Genomic DNA, 22,771 nt, shown 5'->3' on the forward strand with positions numbered 1-22,771 from the left:
GTCGTCTATGCAGTGAGGTAGGCATCCTGCTGCGAGCCCATCAAAAAACCGACCACCACCACCCCGGCTTTGAGCAGGTCAGCCGGGTCCATGTCGTTCACTTCCTTTTCGGTCAGGTCGGTGATGCGGGGCAGCAGTTTGATGAGGGTATCGACGTTCATTTGGACGATGTCCATGGTGTTGAGCCCGCGCAGGTGGCCCGCCTTCTTGGGGCTGCGGATGATCAGGCTGTTGAGGGTGCTCTCGCCGCGCTGGATCGGGGTGTCGAGGGTGATTTCTTTCTGGTCCATGGTGTTTGTTCCTGTTGTGGATGTGGTGAGGGCGGCGCTTTCTGTTGGAATAAGGGCCGCCCGTTAGATGGGTGAATGGGTTAGAGGCCGATGGCTTTGCGGTGCTCGGCCATGCGATCGACGCCGTCGGGGCCGATTTCGATCATGTTGAGCAGGTCGATTTCGTGGATAACGACCCCATCAATGGTCACTTTGTAGTAGGTGTTGACCATGCTGACCTTGGCCTGGCTGTTATCACCGACCTTGGCGGTGCCCCAGTCGATTTCTTTGAAGCGACCTCGGGTGAACACTTCTACGGACTGCACGCCGACGACGTCATCCCGCTGGATGGAGCCAGCAAAGCGAAGGGCGATGCCGTCGATCTTGCCATTGCCCATCTTGCCCAGGATCTCGGCGCTGTAGCCGCCCATGGTGAAAGAGGTATCGAGGGCGCTGTCATCCAGCCCCATGTCGATGTTGACGGCGCCACCCATACCGCCGCCGCGATAGGCTTCGAACTTGCGTGAGAGCTTGGCAAAGGTGAAGTCTTCCGCTTCGCCGATCCAGTTGGTGCCGTCGGTGAACACGTTGAGTTGTTTGACTTTTCTTGGCAGTGCCATGGTGGCTCCTTATGCTGCGGCCGCGACGCGGGCGCCGAAGTCGATGAGGTAGTGGTCGGTGATGCGCTGGATGAGGCCGAGGTCTTCGAGCGGCGGTACCGGGGTGTAGTTGTAATCGATGCGCAGTTTGCCGGCCTTGAGGGTGTCTTTGTCGTTGAGCTCTTCGTTGTACCAGCAGTCAAAACCGAGCAGGTAACCGCCCGCCACCAGTTCGCGTCCCTTGGCCTTGATGCCCTCGATGATGTCTTTCACCAGGGTGGGGGTCATGGGCTTGTCGTTGGCCCACATGTGCGCCTCGGCCATGGTGTCGGCCAGGATCTGGGCGGTACGGGTGTAGTTCTCGAAGAGGAACTGCGGGTCATCTGAACAGGTGCGGTTGCCCCAGTAAAGGAACCCAGACGGCCGGATCAGGGCGGTGATCTCTTTGGCGTTGAGCTGACCGACTTCGGTGTCGGGGTCTTGCAGATCCCAGAACAGGGCCTTGGTCATGCCATCCACCCCGGTTACGCTGACATTGGACAGGGTCTTGTGCCAGCCGATCTCTTTGTCGATGAGGGCGCGCATGGCTGCGGCCTTGAGGCAGGCGTCGAGCTTGACGCTGGCATTGGTGGCCACATCCCACGCAGTCCAGTCGCCGTGGATCAGCATCAGCTCACGGCTGGAGAAGTTGGCGCGGTAAGCCAAGGCTGCGTCGACAGTGGCTGCCACGGTCGGCACGTAGGCAAAGGCGCGCATCTTCTTGGCCATGCCTGCCAGTGCGGTTGCCACCGGCAAGGTGCAGTTGTCCGGCACGCAGAGGATACGCGGCTTGACGCCGGTCATCGGGGCGGCCCGTTCCAGCGCCTTGAGGCCGGTGTAGCTGCCATCCGGCTTGATGGTGCCGATGATGTTGCTGGTCAGGGCTGCCGCGTCGGCGCCATCTGCCACGCGCACGGCGATGACGATGGTGTTGACGGTGTCATAGATGGTTTGCAGCGAGCGCTTGAGGTTGCCCTTGGTGCCAGCCTTGGCGATGGCTGCCGGCAGGTTGACGATCAGCACCGGCTTATCGAGCGGGAAGTAGGCGGCATCCGCATCGGAGCTGGTGCAGACCAGGCCGATCACCGCCGTGGCGACGGTGCGGATAGTGCGAGTGCCCTCGTTGACTTCCACGACGCGCACGCCGTGGTGAAATTGGTCCAGTGCCATAGGTTCTCCTGTTGTCCGGACGGAGCTTTTGCAAGGAAATGCGAGCATGGTCAGGATGCAGGGGCAGGGGATGGCGGGCGAGCTGTTGCCATTGTGTGGCGGCGCTACACAATGGTCAGGCGGTGACAAGGTGGTGACTGGCGGCAGTTACGACACACCCCGCACTGGGCGGGGTGTTAGTTGGTTAGATGACCTTATCCGGTTCGGCTGGCCATTGAGGCTTTTCAGGCCAGCTTGGTTGTTGGTCAACTCGACTCACTTGCACGCTGAACTCTCGCCAGTTCTGCAATTTTACAACCTCATGGTCCGTCAGCGCGTTGGATTGCTCCAGATAAGAAAGCGGTTGGATGATGTCTGATGCTATTCGTAGCAGCCTAGCTTGTTCAGCGTAGGCGGCTTCTGCCAACTGTTCGGTTGATGGTGGCTCCATATCTTTCAGATATGGTTTACCATTCAGCCATGAAATTACTTTCGAGTGCGTCAATCCTGCCAATAGTTCAGCATGATATTCGTACGTTATTTCAACTGCATCAGCTGGAATAATTGAGTGAGAGTCTGACTCGTAGAACCCACCAGTGCTTTGTGCCGCTAAGATTGCCATGGTTACCGCCCGAACGTTACGTATTGAATGTTTATACCAGACCCCGGCTTCGCCCCTGTTGTGGTGCTATAGAGCGGGATCGTTGCTTGGGTGAGGGTTCTGCTTGAGAAAGCATAGGCAGCGATCATGTTTGAACCCGAGACTGGGATGAGGCAATAACACCCTGTCTTGTGAGCATCAGGAAAAACAATGATGCAATCCCCGCTGGCGTTGCTTGATACTACTCCCCATTGGATAACGAAGTTTCCAAGCCACTTTGGAAACCTGATATAGCCGTTATCCGCGGCCAGCATGGTGAACCCAAACAACAGTTTTTTCGGGGTTACCGCGACACTGTCTGATGTTCCTGCCTCAATTTGTTCCTGCGTGGACACTTTGAGCATTCCCAGTATGGTTTCACTGGCTTGCTTGACCCATCCCCACAGGGTTTTCACCGTCACCACCGCATCAGCTTTCTGGTTGGCGGTGGTGGTTTCGTTAACCTCTGCCTGAGTTGCGTAGCGGGTGAACCCCTTTTCAGTTTCTGAGGCGTCTGGGTGATCGCGGGTTAACTTGTGGGCGGCCAGTACATCCTCGACGTATTTTCTAGTAGCTAGCACCACGGCCGGGTCAATCTTGAGTTCCACCGAGCTGGTGCTGCTGACAATCAGCACCATGCGAATAACCTGGGTACGGCCAGACCCTTCTGATAGTAGCGGCTTGTAGGTTTCTGGGCAGTTGGCCACAGCGATTAGGGTACCGGCCTCATCGAACAGGCCGAGTTCACGGATCCACCACCCGCCCACGGTCTCAGGGATGATTTGCTCTGCCACCAACTGGCTGGCGTTGAGTGGATCGACAAACAGGGCATTGAGTGGTGCAGTGCGCTTGGCATTGACCAGTTTGGTGGCGGCTGGGTTCGGTGTAACCGGTTGCCCGTTGCCGTCACCTACGGCCATGCTGGTTAGTTTCAGAGGAATGCCCAACGCGGTGGCATTTGCCAATTTGGCCGCACCTGCGTTAGTCAGAATTGCGAAAAAGTTTGCCATGGTGGCTCCTTATGCCCAGACCCTGAGCGGGGTTGCAGGGGCTGTTTTCAAATGTGCGAGTTGTGCAGCTACTGCGTCAGACGTCGTGCGCACATTGACGTGGTAACCAGGTACCTTTTCAAACGCTGGGACTGGCTCCCCATCAATCAGGGGGGCTTCATCAGTTGGGCGCAAAATCTCCCCAATCACATCGATTGCTGACGATGCTTCGTAGAACACACCGGTGTCGGTGTCATGGGTAAAGCCTGCAGCGATGAGGGCGCTGATCATGGTGGATTCGTCATTGGCTCGTAGGTATAGGTCTGTCATGTGCATTACTTAATTCCCTTCAACTGCGTGTCAGATGCTGGGCGATTCCATTGGCGGAAGTTGCGAACCTTAATGCTGCATTCGTGCGACCAAGCCCCGCGCGCACCAATTTCAAGCCGTTCAAATACAGCTTCTGCTTGCCCTGGTGCGACTACGCACGGTGTGGATGATTTAACAACTGGCCCACCATTCAGGCTGTAGCCGATATACCCTCCGTCATAGTTAAATGTGACGGAAAGAGTATTCCTTTTGAGTAGTACCGGGGCGGAGACAGGAACAGCTGAAACGTTGTCGTTCGACGCTCTTAACGTTCCGTTATTCCAGCAGTCCACGAAATGACGAGTAGGAAAAACACCGGAGCAGAATATTGGTGAATAGCCAGTAGTTGCGGCGCTTATCAGCTCAAACTCAATGGCATAAGTTCGGCTCTTTCCAAACCCTGGATCATTCAGTGGGCCTGGAAGCCATAGTTTTTCTGCCGCTCTCGTTGCGGCGGCAGTTGTGGTTGGGATGAGAGAGGTCGGCGGCCCCTTTTCAACCTGAACCGACAACACCTCAAAATCGATGCTGCCATCACCAAGCCATTGCGGCTGGCCGCCAACCATAGCCCATATGTATCCACGCAGGGTGGTGGCGGTTGCCGTCCCTGTGTAGGTGATGACCATGGGCTTGCCAAGTTGTGATGGTGGAACATCGTAGATCACCTTGGTCGGCGCACTGAAGTTGTCTCCGCCGATTTGGATCTTGTCGATTCCAGCTCTCAGCGGCACGACTTCAGCGGTGATTGATACAACATCGCCGACAGTGAATCCGGCGGTGTTTTTCAGCCACATGTAATGAGGCCCGTCAGAGGTATCCTCTCTGAACTTGGTGGTTTGAGCCTCACCAAGAAGGCCGGATCCTGCTGTCACCTCAACGGTCCCTCTTGTTCCTACGCAGCCGGAACTGGCGTCATGAGGGAAATTCATGTTGGTGGAGCCTCGCTCTTTGACCAGAAAACCACCCTCGTAACGTGGTTCGCCGGCTGGAACGAGGCGCAGCTTTCCATCCTTCTGGCGCTCTGTCGCAGCACTGAGTCTCTCGAATTGCCAATAACGGGCAACGACATCAGCACCAACCAGCACATCCCGCCCCTTGCCGGTGATGAGCCGCAGATTGTCGACCAAGGGAGACCAGACATCCGGCAAAGGCATGCCGGCCAGCGCGATCGCATCCTCTACTGTGCCAAGCCCGGTTATCTGCGAGGCCAGTTTGGCTGATTCGTCTGCTGCCTTGGCGCCAGCCATCGCTTGGCTTGCGTAACCGGCGGCCGCATCTGTGCTGGGCTTGAGGTTCTGCTTGACGCGCTCGGCCAGGGTTGGTTGCGGGTTTTTACCCGGTACCGGCACGTTTTGACCTTCTGGTCCGGTCAGGATGTCTTCAAACGCGGTGACGGCTGCATCAAGCCGTGCGACGGCGTCATCGCCCTGGTTAGTGGACGCCATTGGTTACCTCCGAGAATCCGAGGGCACACGCCGATTCAACGGCAGCTGCCCATTTGTTGAAGTGGTATTCGCCTGCCTCTGTGCTGATGCTGGTGATGTCGATGGTGTGCACCGCAGCACCGAATACATCCAGCCCCGTCACGACGATGGGGCCCGGCTGATAGGGGTACACAGTCAGCTCTTCACCTAGGTGACAGGCGGCCCCCAGATTGAGCGGGCCACGTGTCTCCATGCTGATGGCAAGGCCGGTCAGGTGGCGGGTCATTGGCTTGGCGTCGGCGATCAGCCGTTCCAGCTCCTGGTACATGGTTTCGGTGATGCCGGTGTCGAGCACGCCGATGTCGAGCTTGAAGGTGCCCGGGGCGGCATTCGGGGTTTCTTGCCACCATTCCAGTACCCGGATCAGGTAGCCCAGCGGCTCGACCACCCGGCGGATGGCGCCGATGGTGCCTTTGTGGCTGTGTACGAAGTAGCTATTGGCAATGACCTGTCGTTTGGTGGACTCTGGCCATTTGTCATCCCATCGATCGACGCTCCAACTGGCGGCCAGATAGGGCAGCAGGTGGGTAGGGCAGGTCCATGGTGACCAGAGTGAGCGAAACGGGAGCGGCAACTGCATGGCCTGCTCCCCGACGGTGGCCAGGTTGCGCTCGGTGCGGCTGGTGCTGGGCGGCAGCAGGGTGGTCATGATGCCCGCTCCACGGTGAAGCCGGTGCAGTAGGCGGCCTGGGTGGGGCTGGGGGTGATGTCTGCCCAGCCGATCAGGTCGACCTTGCTTACCCCTTGCACGTGCAGGGCGGCATCAATGGCAGAGCGCGGCACCTCGATGCCGATGCGCCGGCGGGGGTTGATGAAGGCGGCCAGCTTGTCGCGGGCTGCCTGCAGGATCACGTCGCCCTCTGCCCCCTGGCTGCTGATATGCAGCTTGGCGGTGATGCTGTAACGGATGATGCCCGCGCTCTGAACGGTGAGCCGGTCTGCAACCGGGCGGCGGTCTTCGTGGCTCAGGGCTTTGTCGACCTTGGCTATCAGCGCAGCGTCGGCGGTGCCGTCCCCTTCGGTGCTGAGGATGGTGACAATGGCCACGGCGCCCGATGGGCTGGATCCTTTGGCGTCTGCCACCTTGCCATCAGCAGAGAGAGCGAAATACTCATAGGCCCCGGTCGGGCCGGCGACGCTGAGGCCATCCCACGCCATCAGGGCGCGCAGGATCAGGGCTTCGTCATCTTCCTTGATTTCGGGTACCGGCGGGGTGGCGGTGGGGTCACCCGGCTGGATGATGAGCCGCTGCACATTCCAGTTTGCCACCAGATTGTCGAGATCGCTCCCCTTGGCCCACGCCAGCATGTTGGCGACAGCGGCATCGTTGATGCGTTGGCGCAAGATCAGCTCTCGATAGGCATTCTCTTGCAGCAGCTTGGTGATGGGCTCGGATTCGAGTGCCAGGGTTGCCTCGACGCTAGCTTGTTGGTCTGCCGGGTGGAGGCTGACGAAATAGGCTTTTCGTTCGTCCAGGATAGTCTCGAAATCCAGCAGCTCGACCACATCAGGCTGTGGCAGTTGGGAGAGGGTGATGGTGCTCACTGGGCGGCTCCGGTTGGTATGGTGATGCTGGCAGACTCCTGGGCGCCGCCATCTTTGCGTTGCCAGGTCAGCTCGATGGTCAAGGCGCTGGCAGTGGCGCCAGTCAGCACGTCAACCCGGGTGATGGTGATGCGGGGTTCCCAGTTGATGAGGGCCTGCACGGTGGCGGCCATCAGGCGCAGGCGGGTGGCCTGATGTTGGGGCTGGTCGATGAGGTAAAACAGCTCGCTGCCGTAGTCGCGGCGCATGACCCGGGATCCCACCGGGGTGATGAGGATGTCGCGCACCGACTGGATGATGTGGTCGGTGGCGCTGATGGCGCGGCCAGAGACTGCATTCATGCCGAGCCAGTTCATTGCGGGCCCCCGGAAGTGCCGCTGCCGGTGCTGACGTTGCCGTGCTTGTGGGTAGTCACCTCGATGCCGCCAATCTTGGCGCTGGGGGCGGTGATCTTGCCGCCCGCCTCGATGGTCGAACCGACCTTGAGTGCCTGGGTGCATTCCACCAGGGGGGTGATCAGCTTGACGGTCACCGAGGCGGAAAGGGTGGCGGTCTTGATGCCGCTCGCATTGAGCACCCCGGTGGCCGGGTTGTACTCGATGACGGCGCCATCGCTGTATTCAGTGCGGTCGAGATCCGGGTTGTCATCGCCCGCCATGGGCTCTGGGAAGGCAGCGCAATTGATGGGGCCGACGATGTAGGCATTGCGCAAATCGCCGCTGACCGAGAGCATCAGCACCTGTTCGCCGATGGAGAGGCGACTGCGGGTGCGATTCTTCCCGGCCCGCGCTGCTGCGTAGGGCCGCCAGTTGGTGATGAGGTCGCCGGTTTTGACGCGACATTCCCCTGATCGCACGGCGGTGACGGTGCCAATGCGGATCAGGTTGTCGATCAGGCGTTGGAGTTCAGTCGGGGTCGGTTGCATGGGGCCATTGTTTTGGGCAATGGCCGGGAAGGCGAGGGGAAGCCAGTGTGTCCAAGCTGGATACACTGGCTGATGAATAAGATAACTTAACTAGAGGTTTTCATGGATTTGAAGAGTGAGGCCAACTGTTCTACACCATCATATGTTGCTGGTAGATCACTATCATTGTTAACAATCCCTGAGAAAATAATGTTTTCAAAACGTTCTAGTGTCACATCACTATTATTTTTTATGTCTTTAGCATAATCAGAGTAGCTTGTGATAAACCTACAGAGAGTCATTCTTAACTCAATCTGTAATATTTGGGCGCAAATTGACTTATAATTAAAAAGCAGAACCCTGAAGAGATAAAGCATTATTGCAATAAAAGATGCCACAGGGAGTAATGATATTATTTCATGGGTTAATGTTGGAGGGGTTTCCTGGACGGTATCATTGCTTGGTACAGTAGGCTGACCAAAACTATGTACGTGCTTGTAAATATAGCTGATTTTCTCAGTCTCTTTAAAGTATAAGGATTTTAATTTGTAAACAAGTGGAGAGAGTGCTAATAAAGCGCATATAAGCATCATGACAATCAAGCAATTCCTTTCAATCTTCTTTTTCTTGTGCAGCGACTGAAAACCTTCATGCAATCCAACAAAATTAAAAGCATTCTCGAATTTCTTTAAGGATTGCTCTAGTCTAGTTATATTAGCTTCTCTTTCTTTTAAAGAGTTATCCCATTTTTGGGTGAGTTCTCTTGCGCTTTCCAATGTTTTTTCTAAGTTTATTAATCCACTGGTGTTTTCATTGTTAAATATTTCTTTAAACAATGCGGTTGATAATCCTTTAAAAGAAAACTCTATTTTATTTCTTGAGAATCCGACGAAATGTTCAAGATTAGACTCTGCAAATTCGAGTGCCTCAGTCAGTTCTGGGTGTATAAAGTCACCACTTAAAAGATTCCTTTCCTGTACAAAAACAATGAGGTGGCTAAAAAGAAGCTCTAATGAGGATCTATCAACTGCATTGCTTTTTACTATGTTAGATAGCTCTTCATGTATTCCGCTCACCTGGGTCCTAATACTATATTTACAAGTGTCGTCCCAAATTTTAGGGCTGGATATAATACGATCCAAGATACGTGCGGAGTGGTGATTTAGGCCGCGTTCAAAGTTATCTTTAGTTATTTCTTGAGCTCTTTTAATGATCATAATGACATGCTTTATTAATTGCTCATTTTCTTTTTTTGAGAAAAAATGATTGTCATTCACAGTCTGTACTCGGTTGCTATATGAATCGGATTAAACTATCACAACCTCCGTAAAAGGCCCATACGGGCCTTTGGTTTTGTGGCTGTTGTATCAATGAGTTACCAACCTATGGCTCTGGGTTCGCGGCGCAGATGGGGGATCAGCTTGGGCCAGTCGCTGTCGCCGTGGGTGTTGGGTTTGATATGGCGGGTGCGGTCGGCCAGGACCTTGCGGGCCTGGTTCAGGGTGTAAGGGTACTCGTGGATGATGGAGTAGTAGCGGCCAGCATCACGGTGTTCGGCGACCTCAAGCAGGGGGTAGATGCTGCGGGCGGCCTCCATCATCCGGTCGGCGGCGCGCCAGCACCAGGTCAGGGTACAGAGTTCGTCATCGGTCAGGCTGATCGCCGGTTGCGGGCGCTGGGTGGCGAGCTGCTCGGCCATCCAGTTGAAGGCGTTGATATAGGCTTCTTTGGTCGCCGCGGCCTTGACGCCGGTGAAGCCCATCACCACAAAGATAAAGCCGTCCTTGGTCATCTCGTATGCTTTGTAATTTGCTTTGCCGCCATTGGGTTGAACGACTTCATAGGATACCTCCGCAAAATTGCGGAGGTTAAATTCTGCACTGCATTCGAGGTTTCGGATCTTCTTCAATACGTCGTCATGACGCTTGCCAAACAGCTCGGCGACTTTCAGAGAGGTGGTGACAGGCTGGCCTTGTTGCAGGCTGATGATCTCGGTAGGGCTAAAGCCGGTGATGTGGTTCATGGTGTGTTCCTTTGGGTCAACAAAGTTAACGTCACCATAGAGGTCTCAATCTCGAACTGGTGACGAGCTGAACAGGGTTGAGACTACCGGTACCCAAAGAAACCGGCCAGCCGTGAGGCTGCCCTGCCCAGCCCGTCATAACACGGGTACAGCTGGGCCGCACAAAAAAACACGCGGGCGCGTGTTGTGCGCTTTGGGTTAGTCGGGGTCTCAATCCCGGCAGCGGATTTTGCCGTTGCCTGCGCAGTATCGCGCAACCAACCGCAACCAATCAACCACCAATCGACACAAACCCGCCCGACCGCACACAACACCAGCAGCAGGGTAGCGATTTCGGTCAGGGCAGGGGATGTCTGTTTCGGGCGAGGGCAAACACTAGGCGGTGAGCTGGATAAGGTTGGTATACCGGCGCTCAGCAGGGCCCTTATCCAGCCCACTGGATGGGCAAATCATTGTTTACTGGATGTTTGTTCTTTCGTAGTTGTGCGTATCTTCATGGCAGGCACTGAGCTGCTTTCTATCTGTTCATGACGTAAATAGAAGGTCCCCTCCTCCGGCGCCCAAAATGCACATTTTATTGAATTGCAGGAGACTTCTATTGCTTTTATTCCATTAGGGTATTTTGAAGATGTAATCTCTAATGCTTTAACATACTCTCCATTTATTAATTCATCCTTTTGTTTCTTGGCAAGACTGGACCCATCATCAGACACATAGTAAATCAATCCAATGAATAGTATGCACAGTCCCATTGTCATGATGAATTTAATATATATATTGAATGCTATGTCTGTTAGTTCACTAAATGGTTTTGACTCATCTTCGTCAGGGCATCTTGATGTGACTGTTTTGAACAACCAAGTTCCCCCTATTCTCTCATCTACTGCTTTACTGAGCTTCTTGGTGCTTTCTTTGAGTGATTTCAACGACTTATATGTAAGATTGCAAATGGATAGGCTGCAAATGAATATAAAAAAAGCAGGCACGGATAATAATAGTGCTTTAAATAATGAAACAGCTAACCCCATTGAGCCAATCAGTAATGATTCTTCGTGGAGTTGTGGGAATTGATTACTATCAACACCAAACGAAGCAAGATAGCCATTATGTCGGCCCATACCAAAAATATAAAGAGTCGCAATGATGGCTAGCGGAAGAATGGCAAAAAAAACGCCCTCTAAAAATTTATTCTTTTCGCCTTTTGATGGGGGCGTTTCATGTGACGAGAGTTTGGTTTTTCGAAGCCGGATCCTATTTCTCAACTCGGTGCTCTGATTCATTTTAACCTCTTAAGTGTATGTCTCAGGAAGATGGTATGAGCTGCGTCTTCGTTCGGCAACACGCTAATTTGTGAAATGGATCAGCAACAGTTCCTCCAACTGCTTCACCTCCTGAGTAGTGATGCCCAGCAGCTCCCGCGACGGGTAGCGGATCTCGCGGCCCTTGATGCGGTCTTTGAGGCCGTATTGGTGAATGGTGGCGAGCCGGTTGGCGGTGCCGACAAACTCCACCACCGCCTGTTGTTCACTGGCGCGGGCCTTGAGCCAGGTGGGGCTACTGATTTTGAAGAACATCTTGCGGCGCAGGCGCCCCCGGCCTTGCTTCAGCTTGGGCTGGGGCTTGCGCGGGGCCATGGGGCTGCCATCGGGCTGTACGTTGGCCCGGATCCGCAGGGCCTGGCTGGCGCGCAAGGTGCGGGCCATCTCGCCCGCCAACTGACGGCGGGCGGCGGGCTCCATGCTGGCCAGCAGGCCATCGGCCCAACTGGTCAGGCGGCTCAGGTCGTCGGCGGCCATGGCTGATGCTCCCCGTTGATGAAGAGTTCCCAGGTGATGCCGTCATAGGGGTCTTCCGGTGGCTCTGGCAGATGCTCCCAGCCAATCCCCTGTTCGTTTTGCCACACCCTGACCCGCTCGGTCAGCTTGACGGTGATGATGAGGTCCATCAGGTCGCTCGCGAGGTATTCCGCCTCGAAGGTGATGCCCTCCTTGCGCCGCTCGTCGTTGGTCATCAGCTCGGGCTGGTGTTGGCGCAGCCAGGCCAGCAGCGGCACCATGATCTGGTCCGGGTGGCCGGCAAAGTCCTCGATGCCGATGGTGAGGGGGTATTGCCACTCGAACGAGAGCGAGCGGGCGCCGGTGCTTTCGACATTGCCAGGGGCGATGAAGATGTGCAGCTTGTCCGGGTTGGTCTTGAGGTGGGGAACGCAGCGGGTCAGTACCTCACGGATCTGTTTTGGTTTTTCCATGCTCCCTCCCGTTCTGGTGGCGTTGCTGGCAGGCGATGAGGCTGTCTACTTGGGCGGCGCAGGCGGCCCAGGCGGCCTCGGTCTGGGTCAGTTGGTCGAGCAGGTCGCCGTTATTGACCGAGCTGGCTGCCGGCAGTCGGCAGGGCGCCGGGGCGGGACAGGTGAGCCTGATAATCTGCGGCGCCGGTGAGGGCGGGGCGCTGGAGCAACCTGACAACAGGATCAGGCAGAGGGCGATCTGCCCACTCCTTGAGTTCGGCATTTTCACGTTTGAGCCTCTTGATGGTATCGGCCCGGGTGGTGGCCGTGATGGTCAGATCGCCAAGCTGGCGTTGCAGCGTGGCGGCGGCGGTTGCCTGGGCGTCCAGCTCGCCGGTGAGGGTATCGATGGCCCCGTCTTTGAGTTTCTCCCGCTGCTCGGCCTCTTTGGCCTTGTCGTTGGCGGCCTTGAGGTCGCTTTGCAGGGTGGAGACTTTGCCCTCAGCCTTGGCGGCAGAACGGGCCGACCAGCCCCAGCCGGCCAGGGCAACGGCTAGGGCGACGGCCAGCGCCAGCAGCAACCAGGTGAGGGGGGAGCGCAGGAGGCTACGCCACATCCGCCACCTCCTTCACCGGATAGACCTTGGCAAAGTGGTCGTATGCCCTTGCCAGCTTGGTGTCGTAGTCGTTTTCCTTAAACGCCGGGCCGTTGTAGCGGCGGGCAAAGTCGGCCCACTTGCGACCCTGCAGCGCCTTGTGCATGGCGGGGTCTTGCTGGATGAAGCGGCACAGGGCGGTGAGGTGTTCGACCTCGCTGCGCTGCATGGCGGTCTGCCAGTCGCTGGCCGAGGCAAAGCCCAGCGCCTGCCAGTGGAAGCCCATGATCTGGAACATCCCCCAACTGGCCGACTCGATGGCTGCCTCCCGGTGCAGGCTGATGGCGAGTTGCAGCCGCTCCCACTCGGCCGCCCCGCCCGCATAGCCGCCGCGCTTGGGGTTGACCAGGTTGGGGTAACTGGCGGCCATCTGGTCGGCGGTGGCTTTGCCCAGGTGCTTGGTGAGCTGCTTGTAGAACACATGCCGCTCGAACAGCACCACCGGGCGCATGTCGGTGGTGAACCCCTCGCCGATGCTCTCGACCTGGGCGACGGTGGTCATGGTGGCCAGCGGCAGGCCCAGCAGGTCAGCGCCAGCCTGCATGTCGCCGATGCGCAACTGGTTGCCCCGCTCGCTACCGAGCAGGGCGGCCATGGTGCGGGGGCCAGCCTGGCCGATGGCGGTGATCATGTAGTCCCGCTGAAAGGCGAGTAGGGCGCGCTCGGTGGCATCGCCAAACCAGCCATCCGGATCGAGCGGATAACCTGCTTTGGCCAGGCGATGCTGCAGGTCGGCGACGGCGGCGCCGGTATCCCCTTTTTTCAGGCTCATGGTTGCCTCCTGTCGGTGGTGCGGTAGTGCTTTTTGCTGCGCAGCAGGTGGTAGATAGAGCCGCCGTCACTCCACACCGCGCACAGCAGGAAGGCGGTGATGATGACGGAGGCGAGGTCGGGGACGAGGATGGTGCCGAACAAGAAGCGGATCGGCACCGATGCCGTGGCGACACAGATCACCCAAGACAGCCAGGCAGGAAGCGCCTGATAGCGTCCATCCCGGCTGTCAAAGAACATGACACGCAGGCAGATGGCGGTGCACATCAGGGCATAGATCGCGGTGTAGATCATGGCGTAGGTGGGGTTAGTGGGGATCATCGTTGCCCCCTTTGCCAATGCGACTGAACAGGGTGCCGAGCTGGCCGGGGATCGCGTTCATCGCGACTTTCAGTATTTTCACCGCCAGGGCTGCTGCCACGATGGCCCCAACCCCCTTGTTGATCTCGATACCTACCGGCAGCAGCTTGGTCAGCATCTGGACGGTGAAATCTGCGGCGAGCAGCCCGCAGATGAACGAGGTGATAAACAGGAGGATGACTCGCCCGGCAATCTTCTCTTCGCTGGTGAGCCCAAAGAGCAGTGCACCGGCGAATGAGCCAAGCAGGATGATGGGGTCGAGCCAGGGCGCGGTGGAGGCAAGCGCAAGGGCGAGCGCTACGCCATTGGCGGTACTGGCTGAAATGGGTTCTGGCATCGTGCTCTCCTATCGTTTGCTGCCGTAGTGGCGAGCGGTTTGAAATTCGTGGATGGTCTGGCACTCGGCGCAGCGTTCGCAGCCCCGGATCGCTTCACGGCGCGCCTGCGGGATGGTGTTTTCGCAGTCGATGCAGTAGTGCGGGCCGGTGCCACTGATGCGGGCGGCGTGGATGCGGGCAGCGAGTTGCTGCTCGCTGATGTCGGCCAGTCGTTCGAGTTCGTCGTCGAGGCGGCTCATGGTCAGTCCCATAGCAGGATCAGCGGCTGCTCGGCCTGGGTGGGGGCCGCTGGCATTGTGATGAGGGTTCCGGTCGGGAGGATGGGGCCGAGCGCGGCCAAACCGGGGTTGAGTGCGAGCACCTGCTCGGTGATGCCTGCGGTGTAGCCGTAGTGCCGGAACAGGATGAGATCGAGGGTGTCACCCTGTTGGCTGCGCAGCTCCATCAGATGAGCTCCACCGTGTTGTGGGTGGTGCCGAGGATGTCGCGAATGGCAAAGCGGGCGTCGCGGTATAGGTCGTCAGAGCTGATGATTTTGGCATCGGCCCCTTTGACGCCATCACCGGTGGCGCTGTAGTCGGCGTAACGCTCGAGCAGGTTGGCGCGGGTCATGGCATAGACGGCGCGCCGGTAGCTGTGCAGGTGCGCCGATTCGCCATTGATGACCTCGCCCGGTACGGCGGCCAGGGTGGCGACCCCCTCTGCCTCACGGGCGCGGCGCCAATCAGCCAGATCCCGGTTGACGCTGGTGATGGCGTCGATCACGGCATGCTTGAGGCGGGCCGTGGTGACGGTGCCATCGAGTCGGACGGTGTCACGCAGGTGAGGCAGCGAGATCGCCGGCCAGAAGGGGCTGGAGTCTATCTCCCCTTCGGCTGGCGACGTGGGGGCATTGGCAATGAATCCGGTGCTCATGGTGCTCCTTTTCCGCTTGTTGGGCGGTGGTCGGGTCGTCTGGTATGCGAAACGCATTCGTCAGGCCCGAGCCGCCCAGGGTGCGGGGTTCGCTCGGTTAGCTGCCGCCGCCGGTGGCGTCGGGTTGCTGTTCTTTTTTCAGTTCACGCTCGAGCACTTCGAGCTCTTTCTTGATGCCCACCTTGTCGTGCAGTTCGAGGGCGCGGCGGTAGTGCTGGGCGGCCTCTTCCTTGAACCCTTCAGCCAGTGCGGCGCGGCCCACGGCCTTGTGCAGCTTGGCGCGTACCTGGTCGAAGATGTCGCAGTGGGTCAGCAGCTCGAGGTAAGCGCACAGCAGGCCATAACTGGGGCCCGCGCCTGCCTCTTGCAGCTTGATGCCGGTGTCGGCGACCTCTTCGGCGATCAGGGTGGCGGCGGTGCGCTCGTAGCGATCGGGGGTGCTGAGGCCGTGGCGGATCACGTAGTCGGCCATGTTGAAGGCCCCTTCCAGATCGCCGGTGTCTAGGGTCCAGAGCATGACGGTGACGAGGATGTCATCTTGTCCGCCCCGGTCGGCGGCCAGCAGGCCATCAATCCACGGCGTGTAGACCGGCAGCATGGTGCGCTTCGCGTCGATCTTGCGCTCGATGCTCTGGATGCCCTTGAGGGTGCGGCGGTGTTCGGCCAACTGCATCAGCTGGAGTTCGTAGGCGTTGGCTCGGGCTTGGTCGAACTGGGGATTGGCCGCCCCTTGCAGGGCGGCCAGTGCTCTTTCGCGGTGGCGGCGGGCGGGAGTCATGCCACCCCCTTACTCGCCAGGGGCCGGATTCGGCCCGATGACGATGTTTTCGACCAGGGCGGCGCAGTCGTAGTCCTCGACCACGTAAGCGTCGTTGGTGCTTTCGTAGTTGACGATGCGGTTGCGCTTGGGCTCGTCTTCGATGTGACGACGGCGGGCGCCGGTCTGCCAGTAGATGGAGAGGTTGCTGAGCTTGGTGATGAGCAGCTTGTCTTCGGGGAAGAAGGGGACGCGCACGGCCTTGAGGCCGCCGATCTGCTTCTGGCTCACCAGCACCTGGCCGGCCAGTTTGTTCTGGTTGTCGCCCGCGTCGTTGATGATGGGGAAGTATTTGTCGGAGAGCATCTTGCGGCCACAGATGACCACTAGGTCGGTATCGTCCTGATACCAAGGTTTGATCAGCTCGTTCACAACGTCGTATACCAGGGCGTCGATGTTTTTGTAATCGCCGTTGGTGGCATCGACGTAGATCTTGCCGCTGCCCTCGGTGCCCTCGCTCATGACCTGGGCCGGGGCGTCGGTGCGGATGTGTTGCAGCCAGCCGATGTTGACGTCTTGCAGCAGGGGGTCGGCGTTGCGATCGGTGTCGGCGGCGACGCGGGTGCCATGCCAGCCGATCATGATGCGGTCCAGCCCCTGACGGGTGAGGATGGCGTCACGGACACGGGTCTGGAAGTCGGGGAACTTGGCCCAGGCGTCGATCTGGCCGTAACCGATCTGGGTGTCGAAGTCAGTCTGGGCGCATTCGTAGCTCTGGTCGTAGAGACCGTGCGGGCTGTTGGGCTGGCGGTCTTTGGTGTCGGTGTTGGTGCGACCTGCGATGGTGCTGGTGATGCCGATACCGACCTTTTGGCCTTTCATCTCATCGACAGGGATGACGCTGATCATGCCGAGGAAGGCGACCGACTCCTGCATTTTGGTTTCCAGGGTCTGCTGGACGCTGGGCTGCACGTTGAACTGCACCATGGCGCTGGTGATGGCGTTGAGTTTGGCCACCTGGCTGGTGAACTCGTTGAACTTCTGGCGGGTTTCGTTACGCATTGGGCATGGTCCTTAGCAGTCGGTTTGAATGGAGGCGCTATCGCCACCGGTGGCGGGCGGGCGTTGCTGGTTGAACGCTTCCTGGCCCTCCAGCTTGGCGGTGAGGTCGGCCAGCGCCTTGGCGGTGGCGTCCTGCTTGTTGGTCAGCTCGGTGAGGGTCTGGGCCTGCTCGGTGAACTTCTTCTGCAGGTCGGCATCGAGGGTGGTGACCTCTTTCGCGACGGTCTCGACGGCCTGGTGCACATCGCTGAAATCGGCGGTGGATTGCTTCTTGTGGCTGGAGAACAGCGCGGCGATGCGCTCGGCCAGAGAGGGGCCTTTCTCCTGTTCACTTTCGAATTCGATGACGGTTTCCAGCGCTTCGGTGAACAGGCACTCCTTGTGCTGCTTGCGGGAGGCCAGCGGCGATTTGTCGCCTGCACCTGCGCAGAACTGGAGCATGTCGGTCCCCAGGCTGGCGGGGGAATCGGTGATTGCCAGCCCCATCAGGTAGGCGCCCTTTTCGTTCAGGTTGGGGTGGATCTCGACCGAGGTGAACACCTTCTGGCGCTTCTTGTTCAGCTCGACCAGCTCCGGGGTCGGGTCAATCTGCACGAACAGGGCCAGGCGCTGCTCACCTTCGATGGTGACCTCTTCGGTCTTGGCGGCGGTGATGTCGCCGTACATCTTGAACAGGCCGTTGGGGTCAATGCCCCGGATGTGCTCCATATTGACCCGGGCGCCGTAGGTGGACTGGTTGTAGCGCTGGGCCATCTGCTCAAGCCATTCGCGGGTGATGGCGCGGCCATCGGTTGTGCCCCCTTCTACGGCAACACGGAAAAATTTGGACTTTGCCATGGGCTGGGATCCCTTTGGTGATTGGGTGGTGATGTCGCGGTTATGGTCTGGGTGAGCGGCGGGATCGTGCAATCGGTCGCCATTGTGTAAGGGCGTTACACAATGGCGGTGGGGCGTTGGTGGTTGGTCTGGCTGGGTAGACTGGCGCCATGACAGCACCCTTACTCTTCCCCCATATCGAACCCAGACGGCAGGCCATGCACCTGTACTTTCAGGGGTACAAGATCCGAGCCATTGCGGAGCTGCTGGCGACCCCCGAGGGGACGGTCGGCACCTGGAAATCCCGCGATGGCTGGGATGACATCAAACCCATTGACCGGGTCGACTTCGCCATCGAGGCACGGATGTGCCAGCTGATCGCCAAAGAGGTGAAAACCGGTGGTGATTTCAAGGAGATTGACCTGCTGGGTAGGCAGTTGGAGCGCATCGCCCGGGTCAACAAATACAGCAAGGGCGGCAACGAGGCCGACCTCAACCCCAAGGTGGCGAACCGCAACAAGGGGCCGAAGAAAACCCCCGAGCGCAATGTGGTGGAGCCCGAACAGCAGGAGAGGCTGATCGAGCGCTTCGAGTCCACCATGTTCGATTACCAGCGGGTCTGGTATGAGGCGGGCAAGCAGCATCGGCGGCGCAACCTGCTCAAATCGCGCCAGATTGGGGCGACCTACTTCTTTGCCTTCGAGGCCTTCATCGACGCCCTGGTCACCGGGCGCAACCAGATTTTCCTGTCGGCCAGCAAATCACAGGCCCATATCTTCAAGCAGTACATCATCCAGTTTGCCAACGCAGAAGGGGTAGAGCTCAAGGGCGACCCCATGGTGCTGCCAAACGGGGCGCACCTCTACTTCCTCGGCACCAACGCCCGCACCGCGCAGGGCTACCATGGCAACATCTACATGGACGAATACTTCTGGATCCATGGCTTTGCGGATTTTCGCAACGTGGCCAGCGGGATGGCGATGCACAAGAAGTGGCGTCAGACCTACTTCTCCACCCCCTCCAGCCTCTCCCATCCGGCATACAAATTCTGGTCGGGTGAGGAGTTCAACAAGGGCAGGCCCAAGGCCGACCAAATCAAGTTTGACTTGAGCCACGCTCACCTGATGGACGGCAAGCTCGGTGGCGATGGTCAATGGCGCCAGATCGTCACGGTGGAAGATGCGGTGCGCGGCGGCTGCGACTTGTTCGACATGGCCCAACTGCACAGTGAGTATTCCGAGGAGCGCTTCCGCAACCTGCTGATGTGCGAATTCATGGACGACACCTCGAGCGTGTTCCCGCTCGCCACCCTGCAGCGCTGCATGGTCGACAGTTGGGAGCTGTGGGACGACTACAAGCCCTTTGCCCTGCGCCCCCTGGGCAACCGCTCGGTGTGGATCGGCTATGACCCGGCCAAGGGCGGGCAGGGGGACAGCGCCGGCTGCGCCGTGCTGGCCCCGCCAGCGGTTCCGGGCGGCAAGTTCCGGGTGCTGGAGCGCCACCGCTGGAGCGGGATGGACTTCGACGCCCAGGCGCGGGCCATCAAGGCCATGTGCGATCGCTACAACGTCGGCTACATCGGCATCGACACCACCGGGATCGGGGAGGGGGTTTACCAGTTGGTGAAGCAGTTCTACCCTGCAGTGACCGCCATTCAGTACAACCCGAGCGTGAAAATCCAGATGGTGATGAAGGCCCAGGATGTGATGAACAAGGGGCGGCTGGAATTCGACAGCGGGATGACCGATCTGGCCCAGGCCTTCATGAGCATCCGCCGCGCCGTGACCGCGGGCGGCAAGATGCCGACCTTTGAGGCGAGCCGCTCCGACGAAACCAGCCACGCCGATATTGCCTGGGCAACCATGCAAGCCCTGTTACATGAACCGCTGGCAGGTGCCACCGGTGCCAATACCAGCATGATGGAGATTTTCGCATGAGAAAGCGCCGCCCACAGCGCCATACCTCGCCGATGACGGCGACCCAGAAACCCGGCGAGGCCATCGAGGCGTTCAGCTTTGGCGAGCCGGTGCCCGTCTTATCGCAACGGGAAGTGTTCGACTACCTGGAGGCCATGCACAACGGCCGCTGGTACGAGCCGCCCCTCTCTCTCAATGGCTTGTCCCGGGTCTATCGGGCCGGGGTGCACCATGCCTCCGCCATCCAGGTGAAGCGCAACATCCTGCGCTCCTGCTTCATCCCGCACCCCAAACTGAGTCTGGCCGCCTTCACCGGCTTGGTGCTGGACTACCTCATCTTCGGCAACGGCTATCTGCAGGCGGTGCAGAACCGGCTCGGCGGGGTGCTGCGCTATGACCACCTGCGGGCCAAGTACACCCGGCGCGCGCTGGATCTCAACCAGTATTGGTGGATTGCCCAGCCAGGGCAGGAGCAGGCGCTGCCAGCCGGTCGGGTGGGCCATGTGATGGAGGCGGACATCAACCAGGAGATCTACGGCATCCCCGACTATGTGGGCGGGCTCAACTCCACCCTGCTCAACGAGTCTGCCACCCTGTTCCGCCGCCGCTACTACGAGAACGGCAGTCACGCCGGCTTCATCATGCACATCACCGACGCGGTGCAGAACGAGGGGGACATCGCCAAGCTCAAAGAAGCCCTGCGCCAGAGCAAGGGCCCCGGCAACTTCCGCAACCTCTTGCTCTACACCCCGGGCGGCAGCAAGGACGGGGTCAAGCTGATCCCGGTGGCCGAGGTGGCCGCCAAGGATGACTTCCTCAGCATCAAGAACGTGAGCCGGGATGACCAGCTGGCCAGTCACCGGGTGCCGCCCCAGTTGATGGGGGTCATGCCCAACAGCACCGGCGGCTTTGGCGATGTGACCAAGGCCGCCCAGGTGTTCGACATCAACGAGATAGACAGCATCAAGGCCAGCTTGCTGGCGCTCAATTACTGGGCGGGGGAGGAGATCATCCGGTTTAATCCCTACCGACTGTCAGATCTGACAGGGCAGGCGGCATAGGCGAGGCTACAGTTACAACGAACATCTGGAGTTTGTGTATGTTCAAGGTGTCACGAAAGCCCCCTCACCGAGGGGGCTTTGTTTTACCTGACGTTCAGCGCCCTGACGCCCCGGGGCGGTGGCCCCTCAGCACCCGGCGCGCGCAGTCAAGACCCCGCCTCGCCTGCCCGCTTTATGTGTGGAAAACCATGCAGGTGAACGACGGGGGGAGGGGAACGGCTCCTCGCGCCAGCGTTGGCCGCGCGCGGGGTAGCGGATCCCTTTTGCGATCCTTCACTTTCTGTCAGATCCTTTCAGGCTTAATGGGAAAAGCACAGTTAGGTGCGGTTATATCCGGGTAGCAGCCTTGGCACTCGTCAATACTCTTAGACCGCCAGCTAAGCTGGTGAACTAGTTAGTTAAATCGGCTCGGTGAAGATTATACATAAAGAACCTAGGGGCGCTATTGCGCCCCCAGATTTTTTCCTATTCACTCGATATTGTCATACTTTGCTCGAGTGATATTGTTGCGACTTATGACCTGAATTTTCGGCTAGTTTGGATCGCAACGTAAATTAGTTCGATATCATGTACTTGTCAGCTGTCATCACTGTCTGAATCTATGCGATATTCTTTTAGCATATCTTCGATATATTTATCAAAGCGCTCAGGAATATAGTTTAGGTATCTATTTCTCAGAGTGTCTCTATCTTGCAATGTTGCATCAATAATTGCTTTTCTGCTTTCCTTGTCAATTTCTACGAAACTCCTCCAATCCGTTTTCATCTCATCCATAAGCCGAGTTTGAAATCTGCATCGGTAAAAGGTTTCGTCATTTTTGATAATGAACGTTCTAGGTCTAAAACCTTTTTCTATTTCAACCGTTGTGATGCCTTTAATATCTAGTGCCGTTAGTAGGTCTTCCCAGCTTAAAGATGATGTCAGAAGTTCAAATATATTTTGAGCTTGGAATTCATTCAAGAATGAAATTATGTGTCTAAACTGTATTGCCCCGCGAGCGGTTTCTCTCAAATTAGGTGTTGTAATAGATGCAAGGACGACAGCCTTTAAATCTTCAATTCGTTCAGAAAAATCGGCGTAACGTTTTCCTTCATTAGTTCGATTCTTGCTTTCAGATAGAAGCCTCTGGAATAATTGAGACCACTGCCCAATTAATGTGTCCTTAATATCATCAAGTTTCGAAAAACCAGTAACACTATTATTTGTCGTCCTATGTGTCAGAAAGTTTATAAATTCAAATATATACTTGGCAGTATCTTTCTTCTGAATAGAAGGAAACTCTATTTCACTCATCACCGTAGGCTTATCTTTGTTTTTTTCATATACGTGATGATCATGAAGGACTCTGTCATCAACAAAAGCATATACAGGAATGGATTTCTCAACTGCTTTAAGAATTTCTAACTGGGTGATAGAGAGCTTATCTTTGTTTTCAAAAATATCAGCTTTTGTCGACGAATTTTTTAAAAGATTGAAATCGATATCCTGTAGCAAAGCAGGAATTCCAGTTCCACCAAATCTAGGGCCAATTATGAGAACCACCATATCACAATTCGGAACTTCTTTTATGCAGCTCTCGTGAGTATGTGATCTAGGGTCATATAGAATATCCGAATAATCGCTCATTACAGGCTCATATCCAAGAGCAGTAATAAACGGGCGCAACTCAGACCTCACAACTCCCAAGTCGTAACAAGTTGATGATATAAAAACTCTTAATTTTGCCACACTCTATCCTCGAGACAGTAAACAGTGATTAGATGAATAGCGGTATACATACAATAATGTAGCTTTCCAAATAACTCTGTCCTATTTTTCATAATTGAAACTGAAAATAATTTTAAGATCATGATATTACCAGCGTATATTCGTTGTCTAGGAA

Annotated in this window: 30 protein-coding genes; 2 read left to right on the top strand and 28 right to left on the bottom strand. The window is 57.2% G+C overall.

The genetic code is table 11. From position 1 onward, the window contains the following. Positions 1-5 precede the first annotated feature (5 nt). The 27 genes from AACQ43_RS09525 to AACQ43_RS09655 all read right to left on the bottom strand — a co-directional run bounded on the left by AACQ43_RS09525 (position 6) and on the right by AACQ43_RS09655 (position 17,933). Positions 6-290, bottom strand: a complete 285-nt coding sequence (locus AACQ43_RS09525; protein WP_168967075.1) for a phage tail assembly protein — start codon at positions 288-290, stop codon at positions 6-8. Positions 291-370: 80 nt separating this feature from the next. Beyond that, positions 371-889: a phage major tail tube protein gene (locus AACQ43_RS09530; protein ID WP_168967076.1), complete on the bottom strand. Its 519-nt coding sequence runs from the start codon at positions 887-889 to the stop codon at positions 371-373. Between the two features lie 9 nt (positions 890-898). Beyond that, positions 899-2,077 (bottom strand): phage tail sheath protein, encoded by a 1,179-nt coding sequence (locus AACQ43_RS09535; protein WP_168967077.1) that lies wholly within the window; start codon positions 2,075-2,077, stop codon positions 899-901. A gap of 184 nt (positions 2,078-2,261) precedes the next feature. Then, the gene (locus AACQ43_RS09540; RefSeq protein ID WP_168967078.1) at positions 2,262-2,678 is read right to left on the bottom strand and encodes a tail fiber assembly protein; all 417 of its coding nucleotides are present in this window, start codon (positions 2,676-2,678) and stop codon (positions 2,262-2,264) included. A gap of 2 nt (positions 2,679-2,680) precedes the next feature. After that, complete coding sequence (locus AACQ43_RS09545; protein WP_168967079.1) at positions 2,681-3,706, bottom strand: phage tail protein; 1,026 nt, start codon at positions 3,704-3,706, stop codon at positions 2,681-2,683. A gap of 9 nt (positions 3,707-3,715) precedes the next feature. Next, positions 3,716-3,976: a hypothetical protein gene (locus AACQ43_RS09550; protein ID WP_248280977.1), complete on the bottom strand. Its 261-nt coding sequence runs from the start codon at positions 3,974-3,976 to the stop codon at positions 3,716-3,718. Between the two features lie 44 nt (positions 3,977-4,020). Continuing rightward, positions 4,021-5,499 (bottom strand): phage head spike fiber domain-containing protein, encoded by a 1,479-nt coding sequence (locus AACQ43_RS09555; RefSeq protein ID WP_168967081.1) that lies wholly within the window; start codon positions 5,497-5,499, stop codon positions 4,021-4,023. Beyond that, positions 5,486-6,187, bottom strand: a complete 702-nt coding sequence (locus AACQ43_RS09560) for a phage tail protein I (RefSeq protein ID WP_168967082.1) — start codon at positions 6,185-6,187, stop codon at positions 5,486-5,488. The genes AACQ43_RS09555 and AACQ43_RS09560 overlap by 14 nt, the downstream gene beginning before the upstream one ends. Then, entirely contained in the window at positions 6,184-7,083 is a 900-nt protein-coding gene (locus tag AACQ43_RS09565) for a baseplate J/gp47 family protein (protein ID WP_168967083.1), read from the bottom strand. The genes AACQ43_RS09560 and AACQ43_RS09565 overlap by 4 nt, the downstream gene beginning before the upstream one ends. Then, positions 7,080-7,439 carry a GPW/gp25 family protein gene (locus tag AACQ43_RS09570; protein ID WP_168967084.1) on the bottom strand — a complete coding sequence of 120 codons (360 nt, stop codon included), beginning with the start codon at positions 7,437-7,439 and terminating at the stop codon, positions 7,080-7,082. The genes AACQ43_RS09565 and AACQ43_RS09570 overlap by 4 nt, the downstream gene beginning before the upstream one ends. Beyond that, positions 7,436-8,008 carry a phage baseplate assembly protein V gene (locus tag AACQ43_RS09575; protein ID WP_168967085.1) on the bottom strand — a complete coding sequence of 191 codons (573 nt, stop codon included), beginning with the start codon at positions 8,006-8,008 and terminating at the stop codon, positions 7,436-7,438. The genes AACQ43_RS09570 and AACQ43_RS09575 overlap by 4 nt, the downstream gene beginning before the upstream one ends. A gap of 86 nt (positions 8,009-8,094) precedes the next feature. Next, on the bottom strand, positions 8,095-9,264 hold the full coding sequence (locus AACQ43_RS09580; protein ID WP_168967086.1) for a hypothetical protein: 1,170 nt from the start codon (positions 9,262-9,264) through the stop codon (positions 8,095-8,097). 98 nt (positions 9,265-9,362) lie between these two features. Continuing rightward, positions 9,363-10,010, bottom strand: a complete 648-nt coding sequence (locus tag AACQ43_RS09585) for a Rha family transcriptional regulator (protein ID WP_248280978.1) — start codon at positions 10,008-10,010, stop codon at positions 9,363-9,365. A gap of 449 nt (positions 10,011-10,459) precedes the next feature. Then, the gene (locus AACQ43_RS09590) at positions 10,460-11,290 is read right to left on the bottom strand and encodes a hypothetical protein (protein ID WP_168967087.1); all 831 of its coding nucleotides are present in this window, start codon (positions 11,288-11,290) and stop codon (positions 10,460-10,462) included. Positions 11,291-11,353: 63 nt separating this feature from the next. Next, positions 11,354-11,806, bottom strand: coding sequence for a phage virion morphogenesis protein (locus AACQ43_RS09595; protein ID WP_168967088.1), 453 nt, complete (start codon positions 11,804-11,806; stop codon positions 11,354-11,356). Continuing rightward, entirely contained in the window at positions 11,788-12,258 is a 471-nt protein-coding gene (locus AACQ43_RS09600; RefSeq protein ID WP_168967089.1) for a phage tail protein, read from the bottom strand. Before AACQ43_RS09600 ends, AACQ43_RS09595 begins: the two co-directional genes overlap by 19 nt. Further along, positions 12,233-12,475, bottom strand: coding sequence for an Rz1-like lysis system protein LysC (gene lysC / locus AACQ43_RS09605; RefSeq protein WP_234921738.1), 243 nt, complete (start codon positions 12,473-12,475; stop codon positions 12,233-12,235). Before lysC ends, AACQ43_RS09600 begins: the two co-directional genes overlap by 26 nt. Then, the gene (gene lysB / locus AACQ43_RS09610; RefSeq protein ID WP_168967090.1) at positions 12,369-12,854 is read right to left on the bottom strand and encodes an Rz-like lysis system protein LysB; all 486 of its coding nucleotides are present in this window, start codon (positions 12,852-12,854) and stop codon (positions 12,369-12,371) included. Before lysB ends, lysC begins: the two co-directional genes overlap by 107 nt. Beyond that, positions 12,844-13,665 carry an N-acetylmuramidase domain-containing protein gene (locus AACQ43_RS09615; RefSeq protein WP_168967091.1) on the bottom strand — a complete coding sequence of 274 codons (822 nt, stop codon included), beginning with the start codon at positions 13,663-13,665 and terminating at the stop codon, positions 12,844-12,846. The genes lysB and AACQ43_RS09615 overlap by 11 nt, the downstream gene beginning before the upstream one ends. After that, a complete protein-coding gene (locus tag AACQ43_RS09620) occupies positions 13,662-13,985 on the bottom strand; it encodes a phage holin family protein (protein ID WP_123246916.1) in 324 nt (107 codons plus the stop codon). The genes AACQ43_RS09615 and AACQ43_RS09620 overlap by 4 nt, the downstream gene beginning before the upstream one ends. Further along, a complete protein-coding gene (locus tag AACQ43_RS09625) occupies positions 13,972-14,361 on the bottom strand; it encodes a putative holin (RefSeq protein ID WP_139737896.1) in 390 nt (129 codons plus the stop codon). The genes AACQ43_RS09620 and AACQ43_RS09625 overlap by 14 nt, the downstream gene beginning before the upstream one ends. Before the next feature lie 9 nt (positions 14,362-14,370). Next, positions 14,371-14,601, bottom strand: a complete 231-nt coding sequence (locus AACQ43_RS09630; RefSeq protein WP_193758501.1) for a TraR/DksA C4-type zinc finger protein — start codon at positions 14,599-14,601, stop codon at positions 14,371-14,373. 2 nt (positions 14,602-14,603) lie between these two features. Then, positions 14,604-14,807 (bottom strand): tail protein X, encoded by a 204-nt coding sequence (locus tag AACQ43_RS09635; RefSeq protein WP_168967092.1) that lies wholly within the window; start codon positions 14,805-14,807, stop codon positions 14,604-14,606. Beyond that, the gene (locus tag AACQ43_RS09640) at positions 14,807-15,277 is read right to left on the bottom strand and encodes a head completion/stabilization protein (RefSeq protein ID WP_168967093.1); all 471 of its coding nucleotides are present in this window, start codon (positions 15,275-15,277) and stop codon (positions 14,807-14,809) included. Before AACQ43_RS09640 ends, AACQ43_RS09635 begins: the two co-directional genes overlap by 1 nt. Before the next feature lie 97 nt (positions 15,278-15,374). Beyond that, complete coding sequence (gene gpM, locus AACQ43_RS09645) at positions 15,375-16,055, bottom strand: phage terminase small subunit (protein WP_168967094.1); 681 nt, start codon at positions 16,053-16,055, stop codon at positions 15,375-15,377. A gap of 9 nt (positions 16,056-16,064) precedes the next feature. Then, the gene (locus AACQ43_RS09650; protein ID WP_168967095.1) at positions 16,065-17,096 is read right to left on the bottom strand and encodes a phage major capsid protein, P2 family; all 1,032 of its coding nucleotides are present in this window, start codon (positions 17,094-17,096) and stop codon (positions 16,065-16,067) included. A gap of 12 nt (positions 17,097-17,108) precedes the next feature. Next, positions 17,109-17,933, bottom strand: coding sequence for a GPO family capsid scaffolding protein (locus tag AACQ43_RS09655; protein WP_123246910.1), 825 nt, complete (start codon positions 17,931-17,933; stop codon positions 17,109-17,111). Positions 17,934-18,082: 149 nt separating this feature from the next. Here AACQ43_RS09655 and AACQ43_RS09660 point away from each other — a divergent pair, with 149 nt between their 5' ends. After that, positions 18,083-19,849 (top strand): terminase ATPase subunit family protein, encoded by a 1,767-nt coding sequence (locus tag AACQ43_RS09660; RefSeq protein WP_168967096.1) that lies wholly within the window; start codon positions 18,083-18,085, stop codon positions 19,847-19,849. After that, complete coding sequence (locus tag AACQ43_RS09665) at positions 19,846-20,889, top strand: phage portal protein (protein ID WP_211162505.1); 1,044 nt, start codon at positions 19,846-19,848, stop codon at positions 20,887-20,889. Before AACQ43_RS09660 ends, AACQ43_RS09665 begins: the two co-directional genes overlap by 4 nt. 576 nt (positions 20,890-21,465) lie before the next feature. Here AACQ43_RS09665 and AACQ43_RS09670 read toward each other — a convergent pair. Next, positions 21,466-22,617 (bottom strand): DUF4062 domain-containing protein, encoded by a 1,152-nt coding sequence (locus AACQ43_RS09670; protein ID WP_123246907.1) that lies wholly within the window; start codon positions 22,615-22,617, stop codon positions 21,466-21,468. Positions 22,618-22,771 lie beyond the last annotated feature (154 nt).

Origin of the sequence: Aeromonas sp. DNRA1, assembly GCF_963888745.1 — a bacterium.
Taxonomy (GTDB): Bacteria; Pseudomonadota; Gammaproteobacteria; order Enterobacterales; family Aeromonadaceae; genus Aeromonas; species Aeromonas hydrophila.

What these genes read in the sequence shown, in the direction of transcription:
- AACQ43_RS09535 (WP_168967077.1), bottom strand. Translation starts at nt 2,077, where the DNA reads ATGGCACTGGACCAATTTCACCACGGCGTGCGCGTCGTGGAAGTCAAC.
- AACQ43_RS09600 (WP_168967089.1), bottom strand. Translation starts at nt 12,258, where the DNA reads ATGGAAAAACCAAAACAGATCCGTGAGGTACTGACCCGCTGCGTTCCC.
- AACQ43_RS09545 (WP_168967079.1), bottom strand. Translation starts at nt 3,706, where the DNA reads ATGGCAAACTTTTTCGCAATTCTGACTAACGCAGGTGCGGCCAAATTG.
- AACQ43_RS09585 (WP_248280978.1), bottom strand. Translation starts at nt 10,010, where the DNA reads ATGAACCACATCACCGGCTTTAGCCCTACCGAGATCATCAGCCTGCAA.
- AACQ43_RS09595 (WP_168967088.1), bottom strand. Translation starts at nt 11,806, where the DNA reads ATGGCCGCCGACGACCTGAGCCGCCTGACCAGTTGGGCCGATGGCCTG.
- AACQ43_RS09575 (WP_168967085.1), bottom strand. Translation starts at nt 8,008, where the DNA reads ATGCAACCGACCCCGACTGAACTCCAACGCCTGATCGACAACCTGATC.
- AACQ43_RS09560 (WP_168967082.1), bottom strand. Translation starts at nt 6,187, where the DNA reads ATGACCACCCTGCTGCCGCCCAGCACCAGCCGCACCGAGCGCAACCTG.
- AACQ43_RS09630 (WP_193758501.1), bottom strand. Translation starts at nt 14,601, where the DNA reads ATGAGCCGCCTCGACGACGAACTCGAACGACTGGCCGACATCAGCGAG.
- AACQ43_RS09550 (WP_248280977.1), bottom strand. Translation starts at nt 3,976, where the DNA reads ATGATCAGCGCCCTCATCGCTGCAGGCTTTACCCATGACACCGACACC.
- AACQ43_RS09590 (WP_168967087.1), bottom strand. Translation starts at nt 11,290, where the DNA reads ATGAATCAGAGCACCGAGTTGAGAAATAGGATCCGGCTTCGAAAAACC.
- AACQ43_RS09570 (WP_168967084.1), bottom strand. Translation starts at nt 7,439, where the DNA reads ATGAACTGGCTCGGCATGAATGCAGTCTCTGGCCGCGCCATCAGCGCC.
- AACQ43_RS09540 (WP_168967078.1), bottom strand. Translation starts at nt 2,678, where the DNA reads ATGGCAATCTTAGCGGCACAAAGCACTGGTGGGTTCTACGAGTCAGAC.
- AACQ43_RS09620 (WP_123246916.1), bottom strand. Translation starts at nt 13,985, where the DNA reads ATGATCCCCACTAACCCCACCTACGCCATGATCTACACCGCGATCTAT.
- gpM (WP_168967094.1), bottom strand. Translation starts at nt 16,055, where the DNA reads ATGACTCCCGCCCGCCGCCACCGCGAAAGAGCACTGGCCGCCCTGCAA.
- AACQ43_RS09650 (WP_168967095.1), bottom strand. Translation starts at nt 17,096, where the DNA reads ATGCGTAACGAAACCCGCCAGAAGTTCAACGAGTTCACCAGCCAGGTG.
- AACQ43_RS09530 (WP_168967076.1), bottom strand. Translation starts at nt 889, where the DNA reads ATGGCACTGCCAAGAAAAGTCAAACAACTCAACGTGTTCACCGACGGC.
- AACQ43_RS09525 (WP_168967075.1), bottom strand. Translation starts at nt 290, where the DNA reads ATGGACCAGAAAGAAATCACCCTCGACACCCCGATCCAGCGCGGCGAG.
- AACQ43_RS09555 (WP_168967081.1), bottom strand. Translation starts at nt 5,499, where the DNA reads ATGGCGTCCACTAACCAGGGCGATGACGCCGTCGCACGGCTTGATGCA.
- lysB (WP_168967090.1), bottom strand. Translation starts at nt 12,854, where the DNA reads ATGTGGCGTAGCCTCCTGCGCTCCCCCCTCACCTGGTTGCTGCTGGCG.
- AACQ43_RS09640 (WP_168967093.1), bottom strand. Translation starts at nt 15,277, where the DNA reads ATGAGCACCGGATTCATTGCCAATGCCCCCACGTCGCCAGCCGAAGGG.
- AACQ43_RS09635 (WP_168967092.1), bottom strand. Translation starts at nt 14,807, where the DNA reads ATGGAGCTGCGCAGCCAACAGGGTGACACCCTCGATCTCATCCTGTTC.
- AACQ43_RS09625 (WP_139737896.1), bottom strand. Translation starts at nt 14,361, where the DNA reads ATGCCAGAACCCATTTCAGCCAGTACCGCCAATGGCGTAGCGCTCGCC.
- AACQ43_RS09660 (WP_168967096.1), top strand. Translation starts at nt 18,083, where the DNA reads ATGACAGCACCCTTACTCTTCCCCCATATCGAACCCAGACGGCAGGCC.
- AACQ43_RS09655 (WP_123246910.1), bottom strand. Translation starts at nt 17,933, where the DNA reads ATGGCAAAGTCCAAATTTTTCCGTGTTGCCGTAGAAGGGGGCACAACC.
- AACQ43_RS09615 (WP_168967091.1), bottom strand. Translation starts at nt 13,665, where the DNA reads ATGAGCCTGAAAAAAGGGGATACCGGCGCCGCCGTCGCCGACCTGCAG.
- AACQ43_RS09665 (WP_211162505.1), top strand. Translation starts at nt 19,846, where the DNA reads ATGAGAAAGCGCCGCCCACAGCGCCATACCTCGCCGATGACGGCGACC.